This is a genomic window from Flavobacterium microcysteis, from assembly GCF_006385255.1.
GTDB classification, from domain to species: Bacteria; Bacteroidota; Bacteroidia; order Flavobacteriales; family Flavobacteriaceae; genus Flavobacterium; species Flavobacterium microcysteis.
In genome coordinates, this window is the sequence record NZ_VFJE01000056.1 from 753,075 (window position 1) to 776,229 (window position 23,155).

21 protein-coding genes are annotated in these 23,155 nt (G+C 37.5%); 6 read left to right on the forward strand and 15 right to left on the reverse strand.

Annotation, left to right across the window (positions count from 1 at the left end):
• Positions 1-6: 6 nt before the first annotated feature.
• Positions 7-531, reverse strand: a complete 525-nt coding sequence (locus tag FJA49_RS16940; protein WP_140002428.1) for an RNA polymerase sigma factor — start codon at positions 529-531, stop codon at positions 7-9.
• 180 nt (positions 532-711) lie between these two features.
• Here FJA49_RS16940 and FJA49_RS16945 point away from each other — a divergent pair, with 180 nt between their 5' ends.
• The 3 genes from FJA49_RS16945 to FJA49_RS16955 all read left to right on the forward strand — a co-directional run bounded on the left by FJA49_RS16945 (position 712) and on the right by FJA49_RS16955 (position 4,388).
• The gene (locus FJA49_RS16945; protein ID WP_140002430.1) at positions 712-1,920 is read left to right on the forward strand and encodes a hypothetical protein; all 1,209 of its coding nucleotides are present in this window, start codon (positions 712-714) and stop codon (positions 1,918-1,920) included.
• A gap of 163 nt (positions 1,921-2,083) precedes the next feature.
• Positions 2,084-3,421 carry a signal recognition particle protein gene (gene ffh / locus FJA49_RS16950; RefSeq protein WP_140002432.1) on the forward strand — a complete coding sequence of 446 codons (1,338 nt, stop codon included), beginning with the start codon at positions 2,084-2,086 and terminating at the stop codon, positions 3,419-3,421.
• A gap of 85 nt (positions 3,422-3,506) precedes the next feature.
• Positions 3,507-4,388, forward strand: coding sequence for a bifunctional 5,10-methylenetetrahydrofolate dehydrogenase/5,10-methenyltetrahydrofolate cyclohydrolase (locus tag FJA49_RS16955; protein WP_140002434.1), 882 nt, complete (start codon positions 3,507-3,509; stop codon positions 4,386-4,388).
• Between the two features lie 41 nt (positions 4,389-4,429).
• Here FJA49_RS16955 and rluF read toward each other — a convergent pair whose 3' ends face one another.
• Positions 4,430-5,257: a 23S rRNA pseudouridine(2604) synthase RluF gene (gene rluF, locus FJA49_RS16960; protein WP_140002436.1), complete on the reverse strand. Its 828-nt coding sequence runs from the start codon at positions 5,255-5,257 to the stop codon at positions 4,430-4,432.
• Between the two features lie 147 nt (positions 5,258-5,404).
• Between rluF and FJA49_RS16965 the strand changes: the two genes are divergently transcribed.
• The gene (locus FJA49_RS16965; RefSeq protein ID WP_140002438.1) at positions 5,405-7,075 is read left to right on the forward strand and encodes a S8 family peptidase; all 1,671 of its coding nucleotides are present in this window, start codon (positions 5,405-5,407) and stop codon (positions 7,073-7,075) included.
• Positions 7,076-7,090: 15 nt separating this feature from the next.
• On the opposite strand, the gene FJA49_RS16970 is transcribed toward FJA49_RS16965, so the two are convergent.
• The 3 genes from FJA49_RS16970 to FJA49_RS16980 are packed head-to-tail and all read right to left on the reverse strand — an operon-like array spanning position 7,091 to position 9,881.
• A complete protein-coding gene (locus FJA49_RS16970) occupies positions 7,091-7,966 on the reverse strand; it encodes an alpha/beta fold hydrolase (RefSeq protein ID WP_140002440.1) in 876 nt (291 codons plus the stop codon).
• Positions 7,967-8,003: 37 nt separating this feature from the next.
• Positions 8,004-8,783: a zinc ribbon domain-containing protein gene (locus FJA49_RS16975; protein ID WP_140002442.1), complete on the reverse strand. Its 780-nt coding sequence runs from the start codon at positions 8,781-8,783 to the stop codon at positions 8,004-8,006.
• 3 nt (positions 8,784-8,786) lie between these two features.
• Positions 8,787-9,881 (reverse strand): Nif3-like dinuclear metal center hexameric protein, encoded by a 1,095-nt coding sequence (locus FJA49_RS16980; RefSeq protein WP_140002444.1) that lies wholly within the window; start codon positions 9,879-9,881, stop codon positions 8,787-8,789.
• Positions 9,882-9,999: 118 nt separating this feature from the next.
• Between FJA49_RS16980 and lpxK the strand changes: the two genes are divergently transcribed.
• Together lpxK and FJA49_RS16990 are read left to right on the forward strand one after the other, a co-directional pair.
• Positions 10,000-11,022 (forward strand): tetraacyldisaccharide 4'-kinase, encoded by a 1,023-nt coding sequence (gene lpxK, locus FJA49_RS16985; RefSeq protein ID WP_140002445.1) that lies wholly within the window; start codon positions 10,000-10,002, stop codon positions 11,020-11,022.
• On the forward strand, positions 10,994-11,806 hold the full coding sequence (locus FJA49_RS16990) for a purine-nucleoside phosphorylase (RefSeq protein WP_140002447.1): 813 nt from the start codon (positions 10,994-10,996) through the stop codon (positions 11,804-11,806). The genes lpxK and FJA49_RS16990 overlap by 29 nt, the downstream gene beginning before the upstream one ends.
• A 6-nt stretch (positions 11,807-11,812) precedes the next feature.
• Here the strand turns inward: FJA49_RS16990 and FJA49_RS16995 are convergent, their stop codons facing one another.
• The 10 genes from FJA49_RS16995 to FJA49_RS17040 all read right to left on the reverse strand — a co-directional run bounded on the left by FJA49_RS16995 (position 11,813) and on the right by FJA49_RS17040 (position 23,031).
• Complete coding sequence (locus FJA49_RS16995; RefSeq protein ID WP_140002449.1) at positions 11,813-13,990, reverse strand: ATP-binding protein; 2,178 nt, start codon at positions 13,988-13,990, stop codon at positions 11,813-11,815.
• A gap of 30 nt (positions 13,991-14,020) precedes the next feature.
• Positions 14,021-15,022, reverse strand: coding sequence for a type I glyceraldehyde-3-phosphate dehydrogenase (gene gap / locus FJA49_RS17000; RefSeq protein WP_140002451.1), 1,002 nt, complete (start codon positions 15,020-15,022; stop codon positions 14,021-14,023).
• A 43-nt stretch (positions 15,023-15,065) separates the two neighbouring features.
• Positions 15,066-15,938, reverse strand: coding sequence for a lipoyl synthase (gene lipA / locus FJA49_RS17005; RefSeq protein WP_140002453.1), 873 nt, complete (start codon positions 15,936-15,938; stop codon positions 15,066-15,068).
• A 185-nt stretch (positions 15,939-16,123) separates the two neighbouring features.
• Complete coding sequence (locus tag FJA49_RS17010; protein WP_140002455.1) at positions 16,124-16,975, reverse strand: energy transducer TonB; 852 nt, start codon at positions 16,973-16,975, stop codon at positions 16,124-16,126.
• Positions 16,976-17,184: 209 nt separating this feature from the next.
• Positions 17,185-18,642, reverse strand: coding sequence for a T9SS type A sorting domain-containing protein (locus FJA49_RS17015; RefSeq protein WP_233590213.1), 1,458 nt, complete (start codon positions 18,640-18,642; stop codon positions 17,185-17,187).
• Between the two features lie 109 nt (positions 18,643-18,751).
• Positions 18,752-19,303, reverse strand: a complete 552-nt coding sequence (locus FJA49_RS17020; protein WP_140002459.1) for an RNA polymerase sigma factor — start codon at positions 19,301-19,303, stop codon at positions 18,752-18,754.
• Positions 19,294-20,400 carry a glycosyltransferase gene (locus FJA49_RS17025; protein ID WP_140002461.1) on the reverse strand — a complete coding sequence of 369 codons (1,107 nt, stop codon included), beginning with the start codon at positions 20,398-20,400 and terminating at the stop codon, positions 19,294-19,296. Before FJA49_RS17025 ends, FJA49_RS17020 begins: the two co-directional genes overlap by 10 nt.
• Before the next feature lie 134 nt (positions 20,401-20,534).
• Positions 20,535-21,257: a phytanoyl-CoA dioxygenase family protein gene (locus FJA49_RS17030; protein WP_140002463.1), complete on the reverse strand. Its 723-nt coding sequence runs from the start codon at positions 21,255-21,257 to the stop codon at positions 20,535-20,537.
• A gap of 27 nt (positions 21,258-21,284) precedes the next feature.
• Positions 21,285-22,298: a UDP-N-acetylmuramate dehydrogenase gene (gene murB / locus FJA49_RS17035; protein WP_140002465.1), complete on the reverse strand. Its 1,014-nt coding sequence runs from the start codon at positions 22,296-22,298 to the stop codon at positions 21,285-21,287.
• Positions 22,299-22,359: 61 nt separating this feature from the next.
• Complete coding sequence (locus tag FJA49_RS17040) at positions 22,360-23,031, reverse strand: DUF2461 domain-containing protein (RefSeq protein WP_140002467.1); 672 nt, start codon at positions 23,029-23,031, stop codon at positions 22,360-22,362.
• Positions 23,032-23,155: the final 124 nt, after the last annotated feature.

The following is a 23,155-nucleotide window of genomic DNA, read 5'->3' on the forward strand; positions in this document are numbered from 1 at the left end:
TAAACCCTACTTTATATTTTCAATTTCCTGTCGTAACGAAACCAGGGCTCCGTGGATTCTTTTTTCTACAGCCTTGACGCTGATGTCAAGCATTGCTGCAATTTCACTGTATTTTTTACCATCAATCCGATTCAAAAGAAAAGCCGTTCTTTGGCTTTCGCTCAGGTTTTGGATGGCACGTTCTATTTTTTTTTTGAACTGTTCTTCTTCTAAAATAAATTCAGGACTTTCATTGGTATGTTGTGAAGGACTTTCTTTTTTTGCATAATTCAAGACTACTTTTTGATGTGCAATCTGGTTTAGGGTCGCATTGTTGGCAACCGTATAAAGAAATGATCTCGCTTTGCCTAAAGGCACGTTGGCGCAATTTTCCCAAAGCTTTACAAATGCTTCCTGGCAGATATCATTTGCCTGTTCTTCATTGCCAAACTTATACAATAAATAATTCCGTAAGGTTTTTGCGTGAGAACGAAAGAAATCCGAAAAGATAATTTCTTCGCAGATACCCGCAATTTTTTTTATTTCTTCCATACAGTTAAAGACAGTTCCTAACCTATAACAGTCAAGTTGATAAAAACCCTACTTTTATATTTCTTTATTTTTAAGTTTTTCCAAATATAAGCTTTAATTAAAAAAAGTAGTTTCGTCAGGTAGGGTATTTTGGGAATCGCTTGTTTAATAGCAAAACCAATAAACTTAATAATTATGAATATGAAAAAAGTTTTACAATCGATTTTAGTGTTGAGCTGCATTTGTATTGCTGTTTTTGTTGTCTCTTGCCAGGATGAAGAAAACGAGACGCGTCAAAATGAAGAAACGTTAAGTAAAGCAGCGCCATTGACCGGTCTGATGAAAAGAGTAGCGATGAATGCAACCGCAGATGATAATATAATTGACAGTACAAGTTGCTTTAGCGTGAAATTGCCAGTCAACCTGATTGTGAACAGCCAGGCTGTAACCATCAATACCGAAAACGATTATCATTTGGTAAGTGATATTTTTGATGTTACAGATGCAGATCGGGATTATGTAGATTTTGTGTTTCCAATTACGATTGTTTATCCGGATTATAGTGAAATTGTTGTCCAGAATGAAGCGCAATTTAATGCTTTAAAAGAATCATGTCAGCAGCCGGATCCGGAACAAAGTAATATAGGCTGTATTTCCATTCATTATCCGATAAGGGTTTTTGGATATAATAGCAATTTCCAATTGGCACATACCTACACAATTCATAATGATATGGAGTTTTTTCTTTTGCTGTTTAATTTAAATGCTAATGAATATTATGCTGTCGATTATCCTATTACCATAACAAATGCAGACGGTAATCAGGTTATAATCCGCAACAATATAGAAATGACAGGTGCAATCATGGCAGCGATTGAAGATTGTACCGTTGTAGAGCCTGTATGTAATACTTCGCAAACAAATTTTATACAAGCTTATAATCATTTAAAAGGTTTGAATGGTGTATTGGAAGAATTTACAATGGATACCCATACACATGAGTTTTCTTTCTCAGTAAGCCGAACAGGAACTATTTGCAGTATCGGATATAAGGCAGAACCACGACCTACGCCAATTGTTTATCTGATACAGCTGGTAGATGAAAATAACAACATCATTTACACAGGAAACCATTCGTTTTCTGATCAGACAAGAGAATATATTTCTATTCCTCCAGTTACAATAACTCCAGGACATGTCTACACTTTACGCAGAAGTATCTCTTCATATCTGGTAGGTAGCGGTATTGGCACCATGTTATTGAAGAGAGGTGGTATCTCAACACCTTTTCTGCCTTATACAAACGGAAATATTACACTATTACATTCGAAGTTTTATGGCGGAGGCGGTATGGATGGCCCTGTTTATGATATGCTTCCACAGATTGATTTTGTTTTTAGACCTAATTAGTCTTCAATGAAAGTAGTTTTTTATAATAAATAGTTAGTTTAAATTTAGTTAAGATGAGAAACCAGGCAGCGATGTCTGGTTTTTTTATTTAGTATTGCTTCACTGTCTCTTTGATACTTACCGTCTTTCTCTTATCTTTGCAGCTTCAATAAAGAAAATCATTATGTTTGATAATTTAAGCGATAAGTTAGACAAAGCGTTCCATATACTAAAAGGACACGGAAAAATCACGGAAGTTAACGTGGCAGACACTCTTAAAGAAGTGCGCCGTGCTTTGCTTGATGCCGATGTCAACTTTAAGATTGCCAAAGAATTTACGACTAAAGTAAAAGAAAAAGCAATCGGGCAAGACGTTTTGACGACATTACAGCCAGGACAACTTTTGGTAAAACTGGTTAAGGATGAATTGACCGAGTTAATGGGAGGCGATGCTGCGGGAGTCAATCTTTCCGGTAATCCAACTGTGATTTTAATGTCAGGACTTCAAGGTTCCGGAAAAACGACTTTCTCTGGAAAATTGGCCAATTATCTTAAGACAAAGAAAAATAAAAAACCTTTATTGGTTGCCTGCGATATTTACCGTCCGGCGGCTATCAATCAGTTGCACGTAGTAGGTGAGCAGATTGGTGTAGAAGTATATTCTGAGCCGGAAAATAAAAATCCTGTTGAAATAGCACAAAATGCTATCAAACATGCCAAATCAAATGGTTTTAATGTAGTTATTGTCGATACGGCAGGTCGTTTGGCGGTTGATGAAGAAATGATGACCGAGATTGCAAATGTCCATAAGGCAATCCAACCACAAGAAACTTTGTTTGTTGTGGACTCGATGACTGGACAAGATGCAGTGAATACAGCAAAAGCGTTTAACGACAGATTGAACTTTGACGGAGTTATCCTAACGAAGCTTGATGGTGATACGCGTGGTGGAGCTGCAATTTCTATCAAATCTGTAGTCAACAAACCAATCAAGTTTATTGGTACGGGTGAAAAGATGGATGCAATTGATGTATTCTACCCAAACCGTATGGCTGAGAGAATCTTGGGCATGGGAGACGTTGTGTCTTTGGTAGAAAGAGCTCAGGAGCAATTTGATGAAGAAGAAGCAAGAAAACTGCAAAAGAAAATCGCTAAAAACGAATTCGGTTTTGACGATTTCTTGACCCAAATCCAACAGGTGAAAAAAATGGGTAACATGAAAGATCTTGTCGGAATGATTCCAGGTGCAGGAAAGGCACTAAAGGATGTAGAAATTGAAGACGATGCTTTCAAACATATCGAAGCCATCATCCATTCTATGACTCCGGCTGAAAGAAGCAGGCCGGCAATTATCGACCTGAAAAGGAAGAACCGTATTGCTAAAGGGTCAGGAACAGACATACAGCAAGTCAACCAGCTGATGAAACAGTTTGACCAGATGAGCAAAATGATGAAAATGATGCAAGGCGGTGGCGGCAAGAACCTCATGAGAATGATGGGGGGAATGAAAGGAATGAGATAACTAAATATACCTTAGGGCTTAAAGTTTCGGGCTGAAATTTTAAGCCCTAAAAATTTTTATAAACAACAACTAACTACAAAAAAGAATGCAACTACTAGACGGAAAAAAAGTTTCGGATGACATCAAAAATGAGATTACTGCTGAAGTACAGAAAATGAAAGAAAAGGGCGAAAAAGTGCCTCATCTTGCTGCTGTAATTGTAGGTAATGACGGTGCCAGCCTTACTTATGTGGGAAGTAAAGTAAAAGCTTGTGAAAGAGTTGGCTTTGAATCGACATTGGTAAAAATGCCAAGTACTACTTCTGAAACAGAATTGCTTAAAAAAATCCAGCAATTGAATGAAGACGACACGATTGACGGATTCATCGTGCAGCTGCCTTTGCCTGACCAAATCGATACTCAAAAAGTATTGATGGCAATTGACCCGAGAAAAGATGTTGACGGATTCCATCCTGAAAATTTCGGAAAAATGGCTTTGGATATGAGTACTTTTATTCCGGCTACTCCTTTCGGGATTTTGGAATTATTGGAAAGATATGGCGTTGAAACTAAAGGAAAACATACGGTAGTTATTGGAAGAAGCCACATTGTAGGCAGACCGATGAGTATCTTGATGGGACGTAAAGGTTTTCCCGGAAATTCTACGGTTACATTAACGCATAGCTACACTAAAAATATTGCCCAAATCACAACTCAGGCCGATATTATCATTACGGCTTTGGGAGTTCCAAATTACCTAAAGGCTGAAATGGTTAAGGATGATGCTGTTGTAATAGACGTTGGAATTACCCGTGTTAACGATGATAGTGAAAAAGGATACCGAATTACAGGTGATGTTGATTTTGAATTTGTAAGCAAAAAAGCATCATTTATTACTCCTGTTCCGGGTGGTGTTGGTCCAATGACTATTGCCATGTTGCTTAAAAACACACTTCTGGCAAGAGAGCAGAAACTTTTAAAGAACTAAATAAAAAGAACAAACCCAAGACGAAAGCCTTGGGTTTTGTTTTATTTGTCTTTTCTGAAATTTCTATTGTCCTTATTTCTTGGTGGAAGTTTTCTAATAACTCTTTGCTGTTGCGGCTGTCTCGGCTCCGGTTTTGGAAGACTTGCTTCTTCAGTTTTGCTCGAAGGCTCAATCAGCTGATTCATGTCTTTTATTTCCTGGTCTGTCAGATCTCTGTATCGGCCAACCGGAATGTCCAGCGAAATATTAATGATACGGATACGCTTCAAGGCAGTAACTTCATAACCTAGATATTCACACATTCTACGAATCTGGCGGTTCAATCCTTGAGTAAGGATAATCTTGAAAATATATTTGCTGACTTGTTCTACTTTGCATTTTCGGGTTACAGTATCTAAAATAGGCACGCCATTGCCCATTCTTTCGATAAATCGGTCTGTGATAGGTCTGTTGACCGTTACTATATATTCCTTTTCGTGATTGTTGCGTGCTCTTAAGATTTTATTGACGATGTCGCCGTCATTGGTCATAAAAATCAAGCCTTCGCTGGCTTTGTCCAAACGACCAATAGGAAAGATCCGTGTTGGATAATTGATATAGTCGACTATGTTATTTCTGACCTCCTGATTGGTAGTACATTCAATGCCTACAGGCTTGTTGAAAGCAAGGTAAATTGGCTTCTCTCTTTTTTCGACAATCAGCTTACCGTCAATGCGTATTTCATCAGTTGCGGAAACTTTTGTTCCCATTTCGGCTACAGAACCATTAATAGTGACACGCCCTTCTTCGATAAGCTTATCCGCTTCACGGCGAGAGCAATAGCCGGTTTCACCGATAAATTTATTGAGTCGCTTGATATTTTCTTCCATAATGCAAAGGTAGGGTTAATTTGCTTTTTAGGAAAACATCAGGAATATTTCTATAAGTCGCTTTGAAACAGCTGAATATTGCAGTATGGATATGTGAAAAATAACTATCTTGCATTATATTTCAGGTATAACTAAAGCCCATATATTTTGAAAAAAATTACTCTTATTATAAGCTTTGCCTTGTTTTCGCTATCGGCTTCCTTTGCACAAGGCAGTAAAGGCAGTTTTGTTTTAGAAAAAGGCAGTACTGCACATGAGTTGTATGTGTCGTTTGAACCGTCGTTGCATTTTGAAGGAGAGGCTTATGAAGCTACAGTTCTTCAGATGATTCCAGATTTTAAGGCGCTTCAGGCAGAATACAATATTACTTTGGAAAAAGGAATACTCATTTCAGAACAGAAACTTCAGGAAATGGAGCAGAAAGCCATTGAACTTACTGGAAAAGGAAATTCTGTTGCAAAATTGCGTAATATACTGAAAGTAAAAATCGATAATCCTACCAATGAGAGGTTATTGGAATTGGCTAAAAAACTGGAAAGCTTTCAGGAAGTGGAATATTGTTCGTTTAGTTCTTTAGAACCTATACAGCCACCTTTTGACATTCCTCCAACAACACCAAATTTTGAAACGAACCAAGGTTATCTACGATCTAATCCTGGCGTAAATATGACATATGCGTGGGGATTAAACCTTACAGGGACCGGAATACGTGTTCGTGATGTTGAATACGGCTTTAATGCCAGCCATGAAGATTTAAACGAAAGGAATGTTTTGTTAGTACCAGGAATGGAGGTTTCTCCTAGTGCTAGTGTAAGTTATACAGAACACGGTACAGCAGTATTCGGAATAGTATACGGCGATAAAGGTGCATACGGTATTTCAGGGATGGCATATGGAGCGTCAGAAATGATGTTGGCTCCAGAATGGGAAGTGTCCGGATATAATCGTGTTAACGCAGTTACGCAAGCCATAGCCAATTCTACAGCGGGTGATGTTTTGATTTATGAAATGCAAACAACAGGTGCGCAAGGAGCATATGGGCCGGCTGAATATTCGGCTACAATTTGGAATTTGACCAAAGCAGCTACAGATGCGGGTATGATAATCGTAGCGGCTGCTGGCAACGGAAGTGAAGATTTGGATTCTGATGCCTATCTAAGTTATAGAAATAGAGGTAATAGCGGAGCAATTATTGTGGGAGCCGGAGATAATACGGTAGATCATAACAGGCTTGAGTTTAGTACTTTTGGAAATAGGGTAGATGTCCAGGCATGGGGAATGGGTGTTTTTGCTACTGGCTACGGAGATGCACGACAAATAGGTGGAGATTTTAATCAATACTACACTAATTTTTCAGGAACAAGCTCGGCAACACCAATCGTAGCTTCTTGTGTTATTGTGTTGCAATCCTATTATCATAGCCTTACCGGAAACTATATGACATCAGTACAAATGAGAAACCTTCTCAAACAAACCGGTTTGCCTCAAGGAACAGGTGATCTTGGAAATATTGGGCAGTTTCCGAATATGGAGGCAGCAATTCTTCAAATTCAACAAGAGTTTTTGAGTGTGGAAAAAGTTAGTGGATTAGAATTCATAGCTTATCCTAACCCGGCTCAGGACAAACTGACTATAAAAACCAAAGATTTATCTGCTGAAGCAAAAGTTGAAATCAGCAATTCTTTAGGACAGTTCATTTATAAAGGTTCAATAGCTGAAGAAAATACAATTGATCTGAGCTCTTTTTCTCAGGGATTGTATTTTGTAAAAGTCATGGATGGAAATAAAACACAGACTAAAAAAATAGTCAAGAAATAAAAGAAAAGAGCATCGTTACGATGCTCTTTTTTTATCCTTATAATTGTCCTTTTCGAATAAAAAGGAACAGATTTTTTGATACAATATATCGTCATGCATACTATGTCCCAAACCTTTGGTTTCTATGAAAACGGCTTCTTTCCAGGAACTTACTATTTTTTTAGCTTCTTCAAATGAAACCACATCATCATCGATGTCGTGTGCAATCAGACCCTTTATTTTAATTTTTGAGCCAAATATTTTTCCAGAAAATTCTTCGAGCCTGATTTTAAAATGCTCCAAAAAATGATTTTCAATCATGTTGATGGCCTTTAGGTTCAGACTTAATAATTTGGCATAATTTAATACCAAAGTTTGTAGGTCAGATGGCGCGCCCAAAAGCACTAATTTTTCAATAGCTGTATTCTGATAAAGGTGTTGGTAATATAAAGATGTGACGCCTCCCATAGAGTGTCCGACTAAAAACTGAGGGTTGTATTTTTCGACAACGGCATTTACAAACTCGGCATATCTCGGAACATTAAATTCTCTTCCTGATGACAGCCCATGAGCCGGACCATCTAAAGCAATAATGGTGCAGCCGCTTTCTTTTAGGTAAGGAAGGAAATTTTCCCAACGCGAAGCATTGCTTTCCCAGCCATGCACAAGCAATACATAAGTGTCATTGCCTTCCCAGATGTAAACAGGGAATTGGTGTTCGTGGAGACTCACGATTTCTGTTTTGGCATTTTTCAGCACATCAGGCATCTGGTCAGAGAAAAGCTTTCCGGTTCTTGGTTCGCTAAAAAATTTATAAGCAAGTTGTGACGCCTTTTTAGGCGATACATAACTTAGCAGATTGATATACAATCCTACAGATTTAGCGAGAAGGAAATTGCGTATCTTTTTCATAAAAAAAAGTCCCGATGTTTATCGGGACTAAATATATCTAGAATTGTGAAAATAAATTCTCCATTTTTTCTTTTTCTTCTTCAGCTAAGGCTGCATCGACTAAGATTCTTCCAGAATGCTCATCCGTAATTACTTTTTTACGGGAAGCGATTTCCATTTGTGTTTGTGGTGGAATAGTAAAGAAAGAACCTGCAGAAGCACCTCTTTCGATTGAAACCACTGCCAATCCGTTACGAACACTACCTCTGATTCTCTTATAAGCTTGCAATAATCTTGCTTCAATCAAAGCTTCATATTCTGCTGATTTTTCAGAAAGGAAGATTTCTTCTTTTTCTGTTTCAGACATAATTGCTTCCAACTCTGATTTTTTGTGCTTTAAGTGAGCTGATTTTGCTTCTAATTTTTCTTTAGAATCACCAATCACTTGTTTTTTGTGCTCAATAGAAGCTTTCATTTCTTTGATTTGCTTTTCAGCCAATTGAATTTCAAGCTCCTGAAACTCTACTTCTTTAGTTAAAGAGTTGAATTCTCTATTATTGCGTACACTTTCCTGTTGTTTTGTGTATTTTTTAATGGCTTCTTTGTGCTCATCGATAGCATTCTTTTTTCCTTTTATCTGCTCTTCGATAACTTCCAGGTCATTTTTCAATTTGTCAAGACGTGTGCTCAAGCCAGCCACTTCATCTTCTAAATCTTCCACTTCTAAAGGCAATTCACCTCTAACATTTCTGATTTCGTCAATTCTTGAGTCGATTAGTTGTAGGTCGTAAATCGCTCTTAACTTGTCCTCAACATTCAATTCTTTTGTAGTCGCCATATTTTATAAGTACTTAACTGGATTTGTATTTTCTTCTGATAAAATGATTGCAAAATTAGGAATTTTTTTCGTAAGATAATCAACTATATAGTTTTTTGTATAACGTTCACTCTCATAATGCCCAATATCAGCTAAAAGTAGTTGATTTTCAGCTTCGTAGAACTGGTGGTATTTCAAATCTGCGGTCAAAAAAGCATCAGCTCCGGCTTGTATGGCCTTTTTAATAGCAAAGCTTCCTGAGCCGCCAAGTACCGCTACTTTTTTAATTGGCTTTCCTAAATATTCCGAATGGCGGATACCGTCAGCTTTCATTTTGTTTTTTACCAATAGCAAAAAGTCTTTTTCAGGCATTTCGGTTTCCAATTCGCCAATCATTCCCAAGCCTATGTTTTGATGGCTGTTTTTCAGATCATAAATTTCATAGGCGACTTCTTCATACACATGATTAGAGAATAAAGCCTTTAGGATTTTGCCTTGCAGGTGTTTTTCAAAAGTGACTTCTATTTTTATCTCCGCATTTTCTACGAATTCGCCTCGTTCTCCAATCTCAGGATTGCTGTTTTCGTTTCCTTGGTAACTTCCAATTCCTTGCGAATTAAAACTACAGTTTTCATAATTACCAATGTTTCCGGCTCCGGCATTAAACAAGGCATTTCGCAATTTCTGGTGGTTTTCAGGAATCGTATAGGTGATTAATTTTTGGATGAAATTTTCTTTTGGAACCAGAATTTTGGTGTTTTGCAATCCCAAAGCGTCACAGAAAATCTTGTTTACACCATTTTGATGGTTGTCCAAAGCGGTATGAACAGCATAAATTGCAATGTCATTTTTGATGGCTTTTAATACGGCACGTTCAACATAATTTTTTCCTGTAATCTTTTTTAGTCCGGAAAATAAGATAGGATGGAAGCAGACCACCATATTGCAGTTTTTTGAAATGGCTTCGTCAATTACATTTTCCAGAGCATCATGGCAGACCAATATTCCGGTAGTTTGGTTTTCCGGATTTCCAACAAGGAGCCCTACATTGTCAAAATCTTCGGCATAGGCTAACGGAGCCATGGTTTCTAAGATGGAAATTACTTCTTTTATTTTCATAACTTTAAATAAGAATTATATCAGTCAGCGGCGATTTGTTTTGTTGTTTAACTGTTAAGTGTCTCCTAAATTCGGATTTGCTTTATGTTTCAAAGATAAAATATTATATTTTCGTACTATGATGTTACTACGAAAAATACTTTTTCCCTTTTCTGTCTTATACGGATTAATTACAAGCATTAGGAATTTCCTTTTTGACAAAGGCCTACTAAAATCCTATTCGTTTGACCTTCCCGTGATAGCTGTAGGAAACTTAAGCGTTGGCGGAACGGGTAAGACACCTTTGATTGAATATCTTATACGATTCCTTTCTCCGGATTATAAAATTGCAACGCTAAGCAGAGGCTATAAGCGGAAATCAGAAGGATTTGTTTTAGCAGACAAAAATTCTGATGCAGCCATTTTAGGGGACGAACCTTTTCAGTTTTATAAAAAATTCCCCAATATTAATGTTGCTGTTGATGCCAATAGGAAGAACGGAATCGAACAGCTTTTACAAATCACCCAACCGGAAATCATTTTGCTGGATGATGCCTACCAACATCGAAAAGTCAAAGCAGGGCTTTATATTTTGCTGACGGCTTATGGTGATTTATATGCCAATGATTTGATATTGCCAGCCGGAAATCTGCGTGAAAGTAGGAATGGAGCTGATCGAGCCAGAATAATAGTGGTAACAAAATGTCCGCCTAATCTTTCTGCTAAAGAACAGCATGACATACAGCGGAGATTGAAAATAGATTTAGACCAAAAGTTATGTTTTACGACCATAACGTATGATATATTTGTTTTTTCGGAAGAAAGTCAGCTTTCCGTTTCCGAAATAAAGGATGTTGATAAATTACTTTTGGCGGGAATAGCCAAACCCGAACCGTTTTTCGCATATTTGCAAAGCAAAGATGATACAATCATGACCTTTCCTGACCATCACCATTTTACGGAAAAGGATATTGCAGAAATAAAAAATAAAGCACAAAACAGAAAAATCATTACGACGGAAAAGGATTTTGTCCGATTAAAAGGCAAGCTTCCGGATAACCAGCTTTTCTATCTTCCAATAAAAAGCAGCTTTATCTCCGGCGGGGATGATTTTGATAAAACAATTTTAAATTATGTGGGAAAAAGTTCAAGAAACCGTTAATTATATAAAGTCAAAAACCAATTTTTCACCTGAATATGGAGTAATCCTGGGATCGGGGTTAGGAGGTTTTACGGAAGATATCCAGATTGAGTTTACACTGCCATACAATGAAATTCCTAATTTTCCTGTTTCAACTGTTCAGGGACATAAAGGAGCCTTGGTTTTTGGAACTATTGGCGGTAAGAAAGTAGTAGCCATGCAAGGTCGTTTCCATTTTTATGAAGGTTACGACATGAAAGAAGTAACTTTTCCTGTGAGAGTGATGAAATATCTGGGCGTACAGCGATTGGTTGTTTCTAATGCTTCTGGAGGAGTAAATCCATTTTATAAAGTTGGTGATATCGTAATTATCTATGACCATATCAACATGATGCCGGAACATCCTTTAAGAGGGCATAATGATGAAAGATTTGGGCCAAGGTTTGTGAATATGAGCGAGCCATATTCTAGAGATTTGATCAATAAAGCCAAGGCAATTGCCATTGAACTGAATATCGAAGTAAAAGACGGAATTTATTACGGACTTCAAGGGCCAACTTTTGAAACGCTTTCAGAATATAGAATGGTAAAAATTCTAGGTGCTGACTGTGTAGGAATGTCAACTGTTCCAGAGGTTATAGTAGCCCGCCATATGGATATGGAATGTTTTGGAGTTTCTGTAATTACCGATATGGGTGATGAGCACAATATTGATTCCGTTTCTCATAGCGAAGTGCTTGAAGCGGCTAAAAAGGCAGAGCCAAAAGTGAGAAAGCTTATTGGAGAATTGATTGCCAGAAATTAGTGTTAGTTAGCTCATTGATTCTGCAATAATTCTATAAAAAACTTCCGGATTAAAAGGTTTGGTGATTACATCAGTCATACCAAATGAAAGTAACATTTCTCTGTTTTCATTTAGAGAAATAGCAGTCAATGCTATGATTGGTGTCTTTTTGTCAAACTTCCGGATGCTTTGAGTGGCAATAGTTCCGTTAATGCCGGGAAGGTGCACATCCATTAAAATAAGGTCATATCTGTTGCTTCTTACAGCTTCTATGGCGTCTTCTCCGTTATCGACAATCTCGCATTGAATTTGTTTCTTTTCAAGCATTTTTCGGGTCACCATCTGGTTGATTTTATTGTCTTCAACTAGCAGTACTTTTTTGTCGATAAAATCAGAATCGTCTGTGAAAAGCTTTAGGGATTCATTGTTTTCGATTCCTTTTTCCAGTTCCAGGCTGAAATTAAAATTAGATCCTTTGGAAATGGTACTTTCTAATTTGATCGTACCGCCCAACAAAGAAACCAATCGTTTTACAATAGCAAGTCCAAGGCCGGTTCCGCCATATTTTCTGTTGATTTCAACAGAACCCTGAGAAAAACTTTCAAAAATAATTTCTTGTTTTTCTATCGGGATTCCAATACCTGTATCTACAATTTCAAAATAAATATTTTGCTTGTTTTCGGTTTCTCCCAAAAGGTTGGCACGTACAATGACGGTTCCGTTTTCGGTGAATTTCAAGGCATTGTTAATCAGGTTCATGAAAATCTGGGAAAGCTTTGTAGGGTCGCCTGAAAAAGTAGTGCTGATTTCCGGGTCTATTTCCAGTCCGAAATCAATATTGTTCTGACTCGCTATTTCTTTTAACGAGTTTTGAATGTCAGTCAAAAGCTGTCTTAGGTTGAAACAGATGTTTTCAATTTCAATATTGTTGGATTCAATCCTGTTGATTTCCAGGATTTCATTGATAAATGTCAGCAGATAGTTTCCTGAAAACTTGAGTGATTTTAGGTATTCAACTTGAGATTTTTTCGGATTTTCTTCAATCAAAAGATGCGTAATTCCGTTGATGGCATTTAAGGGTGTTCGGAGTTCATGGCTCACGGTAGACAAAAATTCGGCTCTTGCCTGTGATGCTTTTTCCGCCTTATCCTTAGCAATTTCAAGTTCTGTATTTTTTTCCTGAAGCTGCTTATTCGTCCTGTTCCTGATAATATTGTTTTTGTAAAGCGACAAACTCAGAAGCGAAAGGATTGTTATTAAAGCGATACTCAGTACGCTGGTTAGCTTGGACACCTTAATCAGTTTTTTCTGTTCCCTATTTTCCTTGTCCTTTTGCTTGATGGTTTTCATCTGTTCGCTTTCTTTGAATTTTTCGAAAGCTTCAGCACCAATTTTTTGGCTGTTAAGACGAATAATAGAATCTTTCAGCGCCAAATGTTTTTTAAGATAGATAAACGAATTGTCAATATCCATCATCTTTTCATAGGTTTCACTGATCAGTTTCAGGATTTTTGATTTCTGTTCGAAGTTGTCACTTTTAGAATTTAAATCCAGTGCCCGTTTGAGGTAATTTAAAGCGAGGTTATTCCGGCCGGCCTCAAATTCAATAAGACCAACCTGATATAAAGCTTCGGCTTTGGTCTTAAAACTGTCGTCGTTGTCGGGTTTGGCAATAATCGAATTAAATATAGTCGCTGCCAGCTGGGTTTTGCCTTTGGCTTTGTATAAGATTCCTTTTTGAAGGTTGAGCAGTTCTTTGGCATCCGGAATGTCAATGGTTTCATAAATGGCATTGGCCTTGTCAAAATAAATTTCTGCCACACCATATTTTCCTTTTTCCATATAACATAGCCCGAGATTATAATAACAATAGGCTTGTTCTGTTGAAGGTTCTAAGTCGTTATACAGCGAAATGCTGCGTACGTAAGTTTCAATAGCATCGTCATATTTCTTAAGTTCGAAATAGATGCTTCCTAAAAAAGTATAGGCATTGGCTTCCTGTTCCTTGTTTCCTCTTTTCTGTGAAACTTCAATGGCGTGTTGAGAACTCTCTAACGCATTTTGATAATTGTTGATCTTTAGGTTGAAGTTGGCCAACTGTATGTAATAGTCAACACTGTCGATTTTTTCGGGCACTAGTTTGTCATGCTGTGCGGATAACAGCGTAGAAAAAAGAAGAATAAAGAAAAGTGGTAAATGCTTCATTCTAACATCCTTGATAAAGGATAAAAGTAGCTATTTCTTATTTGTTAATAAAATTAAATCGATAAGGCGTGAAGAATATCCGATTTCGTTATCATACCAGCCTACAACCTTTACCATTTTGTCAATTACTGAGGTAAGCTGTGCATCAAATAAGCAGGAATTTCTATTGCCTAAAATGTCTACAGAAACTATTGGATCTTCGGTATAAGCCATAATTCCGTTGAACTGGTTTTGGCAGGCAAGTTGGAATGCATTGTTGATTTCTTCGATAGTAACTTCCCGTTTTACATAACAGGTGATGTCGGTTAATGAACCATCCGGAACCGGAACACGAATACCGCTTCCTCCAATTTTTCCGTCCAATTCAGGGAAAATTTTGGTTAGCGCTTTAGCAGCTCCGGTTGTTGTTGGAACAATCGATTGTGCTGCGCCTCGGGCTCTTCTAAGGTCTTTGTGCGGCTGGTCGTGCAGACTTTGGTCTGTCGTATAAGAATGTACAGTAGTGATATACGCTTGTTCGATACCACATAGGTCATTGATGACTTTTATCATCGGAGCTGCGTTGTTGGTCGTGCAGCTTGCATTGGATATGATTTTTTCGGTACCGTCTAAAATGTGCTCGTTAACACCCAATACGACGGTTTTGATCTTGTCGGTTTCAGAAGGAGCAGATAGGATTACCTTTTTAGCTCCTGCCAGAATATGAAGATTGATTTCTTCAAAGGTTTTGTATTTTCCTGTAGATTCTACGACGGCATCAATGTCAAGCGATTTCCAATCGAGATTTGAGATGCTTTTTTCATGGAAAAAGGGGTAAGGCTTTCCATCGATAATGATATTTTGCTCGTCAAATGAACATTCGAAAGGCAATACGCCGTGAATGCTATCGTATTTGATCAGATGTGACATTGTTCTGTTGTCTGCAATGTCGTTGATGGCCGCAACTTCAATGGTTGGGTGGTTGAGCAGTAGTCGGAATAAGTTTCTTCCGATTCTGCCAAATCCATTAATGGCAATCCTGGTTTTTGTCATTGTTATGATCAGTTTCTAAAGGCTAAAACTGTAAGCTTACGATTTAAAGAATGTGTTTTTGGGCTTTGTAAGAAGATCTCACCAACGCACCGCTTTCTACATGTCGGAAACCTAATTCCAATCCGATCTTTTCATATTTTGCAAATTGGTCTGGCGTGATAAACTCTTTTACCGGCAAGTGTTTTTTACTTGGCTGTAAGTATTGACCAATCGTTACAACATCTACATTGGCTTCTCGAAGATCATGTAATGTTTGGATTACTTCTTCTTCTGTTTCGCCTAAACCAAGCATGATGCCGGATTTTGTTCTGTTGATTCCTTTTTCTTTTAAATATTTAAGTACAGCAAGGCTACGGTCGTATTTTGCCTGAATTCGTACTTCTCGGGTCAGCCTTCTTACGGTTTCCATATTATGCGAAACTACTTCAGGATTGGCTTCTACGATTCTATCTATATTTCTTTCGATTCCTTGAAAATCAGGAATCAAAGTTTCAAGTGTAGTGTTTGGGTTCATTCTTCGGATGGCTTTTACAGTTTCAATCCAGATGATTGAACCACCGTCTTTCAAATCGTCACGGTCAACGCTTGTTACAACAGCATGCTTGATGTTCATGATTTTGATGGAGCGTGCTACTTTTTCAGGCTCATCCCAATCAACAGTTTCCGGTCTTCCTGTTTTTACGCCACAAAAACCGCATGAGCGTGTGCAGACATTTCCAAGAATCATAAACGTTGCCGTTCCTTCACCCCAACATTCTCCCATATTCGGGCAGCTTCCCGACGTACAGATAGTGTTCAGTTTGTACTTGTCAACTAATCCTCTAAGTTCTGTGTATTTTTGGCCTATAGGTAATTTTACCTTAAGCCATTTTGGCTTTCCTGTAGGTAAAATAGCATTATCTAAAACAGTGTCCATAACTCTAAATTGAAAGCACAAAGATAACGAATGTTTTTATTAATTACGTTAATGTGGTGTTAGCGAAATTTGATACGGAAGTAGGGAAGTAGAATGGAAATTGCACGGAAATTTTTTCCAATAAAAAACCCTGCACGCACAGTATGCAGGGCTTTTTGAAATAAATAGTTAACTAACTACTCAATTTAATTCTTTATTTCAACGGTAATAGGAAGGTTGTAGGCCGTTCTTACGGGTTTGTCGTTTTGAATACCTGGTTTCCATTTTGTTTTAATAGATTTTAAAACACGGATGGCTTCAGCTCCTAATCCGTAGCCAGGATCTCTTATTACCTTTATATTAGTCAGCGTTCCGTCTTTTTCGACTACAAAATAGACAAACACTTTCATTGTTGCTTTTTCTCCGATTTCTGGCAATCTGAAATTTTTTCCAACCAAAGCAAGGAAGTTTTTAATACCTCCGGGAAATTCAGGACTAGATTGAAGTCCTGCGTTTATAAAGATGCCATCTCCATTGTCAGTTGAGTTTCCAGTATTTCCAAAAGTTGGTTCAGTTCCTTTTCCGTCAGGAGAGCTGTTTCCAAGAGCTACAGCACCTTGATCATCCCCTGGATTATCAGAATCGCCCGTTTTGATGTTTTTATTAGGGTCAATTGTCGCTACATCTTGTGGCGTAGTTTGATTATCTGTTATTGTTGGGGTAGTATGTTTAACTTGCTTTTCAGATGATTTTTCAGGTTCAGGGATAGTACCAATAGCTTTTTCAGGCTCTATTTTAGGCTTATCTCCCAGGTTTACATATACTGCTGGAGGAAGCACATGTGGGCAAAAGATTCCTCCTGCTGAATCTTTATTTGTCAGCATATTAGAAATGATGGGGATGCTAACTAAAGAGGCACAAGCTAAAGTTCCAAAAAACAATGCTTTTAAAGTAGTTTTTGGGTTTTCCTGACGCAGCTGGTAAGCGCCATATTCTTTGTTTCTTCCTTCAAAAACGTTTTCGTTCCAGCTTTGGCTAAAAATGTTGAGATTTGACATGGTTGCATAATTTTAAGTTAGCGTAGATGTTTTACATAAGCTGGAGGTGTTTACTTACATAACGGTAATGTTAACTTTTTTATTGCTTATTTTTTAAATAAAATTACACTTTTATGGTTTTAAATTGCCAATTAAGGTTAATATTGTTTTTACTTAATAAAAAAAGGCAAGCCTAATCAGGCTTGCCTTGAATAATTATGAATTAGAGCTTATTGAATAACTAGCTTATTGCTAAAGTTTTTGTCTTTTGTTTCTGTTTTTGTGATATAAACTCCAGCAGGTAAATCCAATTTAATAGCATTTGTTCCTGCATTCAGTTCAAAACTACGGATAAGCATTCCGTTACTACTAAAAATTGCTATTGTTCCGTTTTCAGGAATGTCTATAGTAATATTTCCTTTGCTTGGATTTGGATAAATGATAGGCTTTGTAACAGCAAAATCAGGATTTGATAGGGCATCACAACCAAACGGAGTAAAAGTTACCACTCCCAAGGTAGGATCGTCAATCTGGTGGCTGATAACGTTTTCTACTTCGGCAGCAGTAGGCGTTTGTCCTTCAATCCAGCAGTTATTTTTTGCCATGATTGGAAGTGCAGTGTTGTTATATAAAGCATAGGTTACTCCAGTGTTTACATTTTCAGAGAATATGTTGCCTCCTTCGTTAAAAGTAGCCTCGTCAGTGTCACCCAGATTGATTCTTGCAGTCCCAATTACGGTAATACCCCAAAGGTTTCTTCGGATTTGGTTACGGCTTGCAATAATGTTCATTGTTGATGAGCCAGAAGCACTAAGTGAGATACCGCTTCCGCCTTGTGCGGGAACATTTTGGCTGGTATTGTCTTCAATTATATTGCCTCTGATATATCCTGATGAAGCGGCTCCAACAACGGTAATACCGTAACGGTTGTTTGTAACAATGTTATTGTCGATTATTACTTTAAGCTGACCACCACCTAATAAGTTGGAAGCTCCAATACCACCAGTCATAGTTTTTGTCCGGTCGCCTTTGATGGTGTTTCCTACTATTCTCAGTGTATCGGCACCACTAGGCCCCATGTTGATTTGTGGGCGGTTTCCGTTAGATTGGTTGTTGCCTTCCAGATAATTATTGGTCAGTGTTGGAGCAACAGACTGGTTGGCTCCAGAGCTAAAAGCCGGATAATGGTTGAATAAGAATCTGGAATTGTTGATTAGTGCATTTCCTCCAGTTGAGAAATTTATGGCCGAACTGGTCGTTGAACCGTTCATGTGATACGACATAACGCAGGATTGCATCTCGAAATCTGGAGTAGCTATCCGTATTCCTTTTCCGTAGCTGATTGTCGTGTTTCTGAAATAACCGCTAGAACCTGTTTCAAAAGTTATGGCATTGTATGGAGTTGCGGTATTTGTTGCGGTAATGGTGATGGCGCCTGCATCGGAAGTAAAATCGCCTCTGACAGTAATTTCAATATTGGCATTAATATGCACGGTAGCATCCGTATTGATTACAAGAGCGTCATTAGCTGCAATTGTAAGGTTTTGGGATAAGGTGTAAATTCCTCCAGAAAAGGTTAAGGCACCAGAGGAATTGGTTACCAGGTCGTCGAGGCTCCAGGTCACACCTGTACCAGGCGTGGTGTACTGGGCTTTTGCCGCCGTCAATGAAAGAAAGACGGACAACATGAAAAATAGTTTTTGTTTCATTTTAAGTATATGATTGGTTAACAATATAAAATTACACTTTTTTGCAAAAGAGTCTTGTTAAAAAGCAGTACTTAAAAATGAAAGGTGACTATCGTTTGTTTTTAATGATCTCGGCCAGAAGCTTTTTGGCGCGGAGTAGTTTTATCTTGACATTACTCAAAGGCTCTTCAAGTTCTTCAGAGATTTCCTGATAGCTTAATTCCTGAAAATAACGAAGCTGTATGACTTCCTGGTAGTGCGGTTTCAGTTCCTTAATGCATTGAAGCAGACGTGACAGGTTTTGTTCGGTAATCAGCTTGTCTTCTGCCGAAGGAGAGCTGTCGGCAATGTTATAGGCCAAACTGTCTTCTTCATCGGTAATGTCAATAAAAAGGGTTGATTTTTTCTTGCGAAGCATGTCGATATGAGCATTCTTAGCAATGGAAATCAGCCAGGTGTTGAATTGGAACTCGGGATTGTAGGTAGCGATTTTGTCGAATGCTTTGGCAAAAGTTTCTATAGTGATATCCTCAGCATCGGTTTCGTTTTGCGTCCTTTGGAGCATAAATCCGTAAACTTCATTCCAGTAATAATCCAATAGAGCAGTGAAGGCAACCTGGTCTCCGACTTTAGCTTTCTCTATTTGCTTTTTTATTTCCAATGGACAGGCTTTGAAAAAATATTTGTTATAAAGATATTCAATTGTGTGAATATAAGCATTATTTCTATGATAGGATACCAATAGATAACGTCTTTTTCTTTTAGTTTGCTAGCAGAATAGCCTAAAGAAATCCAGGTGAAAAGATATCTTCCTGCAACAATAGGTACAATAATCATCCAATTGTATTGGAATGCTAACAATATTGCTGCTAAAGCGATAAATAAAAATTGTGATAAGAAGAAAACGGCCAATTGCATCCTGTCAAAAGCTTTATAGAAAGTAGCCGTTGAAACATGTCTTCTTTTTTGGTCAAACCAATCTTTGAACGTTTTTTTAGGTTCTGAAAAGGTAAAACTTTCCGGAGTAAAACAGATGGTCGTATTTTTTTTATTGGAAGCCTGATTGATAAAAAGGTCATCGTCACCAGACCTAACTTTCATATGGTCGATAAAGCCGTTTACGTTAAAAAACTCTTCTTTTTTGTAAGCCAGGTTTCGTCCCACGCCCATATAAGGGTGTTTCATTTTTGCCCATGAAAAATACTGTACAGCAGTAAGCATCGTTTCAAAACGGATGATTTTATTTAAGAAAGAGCCGGCAATTTTTTCATAAGCACCATAACCCAGCACGATTGTTTTACTCATCGTGAATTGAGAACTCATTTCCTTGATCCACTCTTTTGAAGAAGGATAACAGTCGGCGTCGGTAAAAAGAAGGTATTCGTTTTTAGCCGCTTTTATTCCCAGAGTCAGTGCAAATTTTTTGTTGCCCCAAAAAGCCTCGTTGTTTTGTACTTTTACTAATCGGATGTTGGAATATTGTTTTTCAAATTCTTCAAAAATATCCAAAGTGTTGTCGCTTGAAGCATCATCGATTAAGATAATCTCATAATCAGGATAATCCTGCTCAGCCAAAAGCGGAACAAACTTTTTTACATTTTCTTCTTCATTTTTGGCACATACGATTACAGATATAGGGATTCTTTTCGGTGTGCTTTTTTGTGGCTTTGCAAAAGAAAATTTTCCGAAAACAATAATGTAATAGAACAATTGTAGAGCTACAACCCCGATAAACGCGTAAAAAGTAATAGTCAACATATAAGCTTGATGTCTTTAAAAAATGTGTGCAAAGGTACAATTGATAAGCGGAATTTCAATTGCGAATCGCAATTAAAATTAAGAAAAATATCCATTGTAATTTTTATATTTTCTAATTGTTTTTCTGTGAAAATTTAATTGTTGATTTGGGCATATTCAGACCATTTTAGAAGGCTTGGAAGTGCTTTGTTTGAAAACTCGATATGGATAACACGCCTCCTTTTTTGATTTGATGTTCTGTTTGAACTGTGAAGGAGCAAAGGTTTCATAAGCATAATTCCTCCGGCTTCAACATTGCAAAAACTTTCTTTTTCATTGATCCAGTCAATCTTTTCGGGTCTGTATATGTTTTTAAGGTGCGAACCGTCTATTACTTTTAAGGCACCATTGTTTTCGTCTGTATCGTCCAAATGGATTCGTATGGTGAATATGTTTTCAAGTATTTCTATAGGTGGCTGTACTGCAAATTGGTTGTGTTTTGATGTCCATGGGCCAAAACCTTCCATGTTTTCTTTTTTTTCTACAGAAATTGTAAGGTCTTGATGATAGGCAACGAACCAGTTTGAGTTTTCAGGCTTGTCAAAATATATCGATTTGACAATAAAAGCATTTTCCTCTATAGTATTGATAATTGATTTGAGCTGTTTATTAAAAATCAGGGATTTTATTTGTGGTAGTTCTTTTATGAATTGCCGGATTGCAAATAAATTTTCTGATTTTCTAAAGATTGGACTATTAGTGTCTTGCTCGTCAATAAACTTTACGATTGAAGCAATTTCTTCTTGTGAATAAACAGAATTGATAGTCGTAAAGCCTCTTTTTTGAAGTTCGGCTTTATTTTCGAGAAAGTTATTCATGGCTAAAGGATGAATTTAGAAATGCCCTTAAATCACATTGACTTCGGCTTCAATTTCAATATCGAAAAGCTCTTTGACTGTTTTTTGGATTTCTTTAGAAACGTTCAGGATTTCCTGTCCGGTTGCATTGCCATAATTGACCAAAACCAGCGCCTGGTTTTTATGGATTCCTGCATCGCCAAAACGTTTTCCTTTGAATCCTGCTTTTTCGATAAGCCATCCTGCTGGAACTTTTACTTCAGTCTCAGAAACAGTGTAGCTCGGCATTTCGGGATGCTGGAGATGGATTCTTTCAAAATCGCTTTTTTGGATAATCGGATTTTTGAAAAAACTTCCGCTATTGCCTAATTCTTTCGGGTCTGGAAGTTTGCTTTGGCGTATGGTTATGATGGCATTGCTGACATCTTTTAATGTTGGTACAGTGATGTCTTTTTTAGACAACTCAGAGGCAATATCCCCGTAAGAAATATTGATTTTATGGTTTTGCTTTGTCAATTTGAAAACTACAGCAACGATAATATACTGATCCTTGGCTTCGTTTTTGAAAATACTTTCACGGTAGCCAAATTTGCATTCTTGTTTGGTAAATCTTTTGATTTCTAATGTTTGTATGTTTACAGCCTCACAGTACACAAAAGTGTCTTTGATTTCGGTTCCGTAGGCTCCAATGTTCTGGATAGGAGTTGTGCCTACATTGCCTGGAATTAAGGACATGTTTTCCAATCCGCCAAAATCCTGGCCAATAGTCCACAAAACAAATTCATGCCAGTTTTCACCTGCTTTGGCTTCTACCCAAACGGCATCTTCTGTCTGCTCGATAATCCTTTTGCCTTTGAGATCTACATGAATCGTCAATGCATCAATATCTTTTGTTAGCAGCATATTGCTACCGCCGCCAAGTATGAACTTTTTCTGCGTAGGATTTTCTTTGAGTACAGTTTGCAGTTCTTCTACAGTATGTACAGAAACGAATTGTTTTGCTCTGGCTTCAATGCCGAAAGTATTGTAATTTTTAAGGGAAAAATTATCGATAATTTCCATTAGGATGAGGAATAAAAATAAAAGGCAAAAGTACTTTAAACGATTAATAATTCATAATGAACTACTCGGTATTTAGGCCACGAGTCAGAAAATCGTTTAGCGGTTTTGCAGTAATCAGTTTTTTTGCTGTTTTTTTGACAAAATCTTTTTCCAGTAATGATTTGTCGTCAAGAGGTTGTGTGACCGTAAAGCTTTTGAGTTTTAGGAACTCAATAGCAGGATGGTCTTTTTCGTAATCTTTTGGGGCTGTCTTCAGTGTATTGGATTCACTCCTGTCAAATCCAGGGTAGACTTTTTTGAAATCCTTGTTATCGAAGATTTCTTCCAGGTCTTCATAAAAATAAGCGATTTCTTTTCGGATTTTTTTTAAGTCCGGAGCTTCCGGTACGTGAAGTCCGGCAGCAATAAAACTTCCGCCTTTTTCAATATGCACATAATATCCTGGTGAATTGGAGCAATTCTGGTCGGTTGTCATCCAGATTCCCATATGGGTTTTATAAGGTGACTTATCTTTTGAAAAACGAATATCACGGTTAATCCTGAAAGCGCATTTTTTTGGTTCCAGGGTTCGGAGCGACTCATCTTGCGGAGCCATTTCCTCTAGAAATTCAGCAATTAGCTGATGGTATTCTTTTTTATATTCTTCGTAATAGGATTTGTTGGCCTGAAACCAATCACGGTTGTTGTTTTCTTTTAGATCCTCTAGAAATTGAAGTGTTTTTGGTGAAAGCATCGGATTGGAAATGATTAAAATTAGACTAAAAATAGCCTAACAATATTAAGGAAATTTATTGAATTTATGGGTGTGCAAAGTCAATTTTAATGGCTGTTGGCAGGTTTCTGTGAAATAAAAGAAG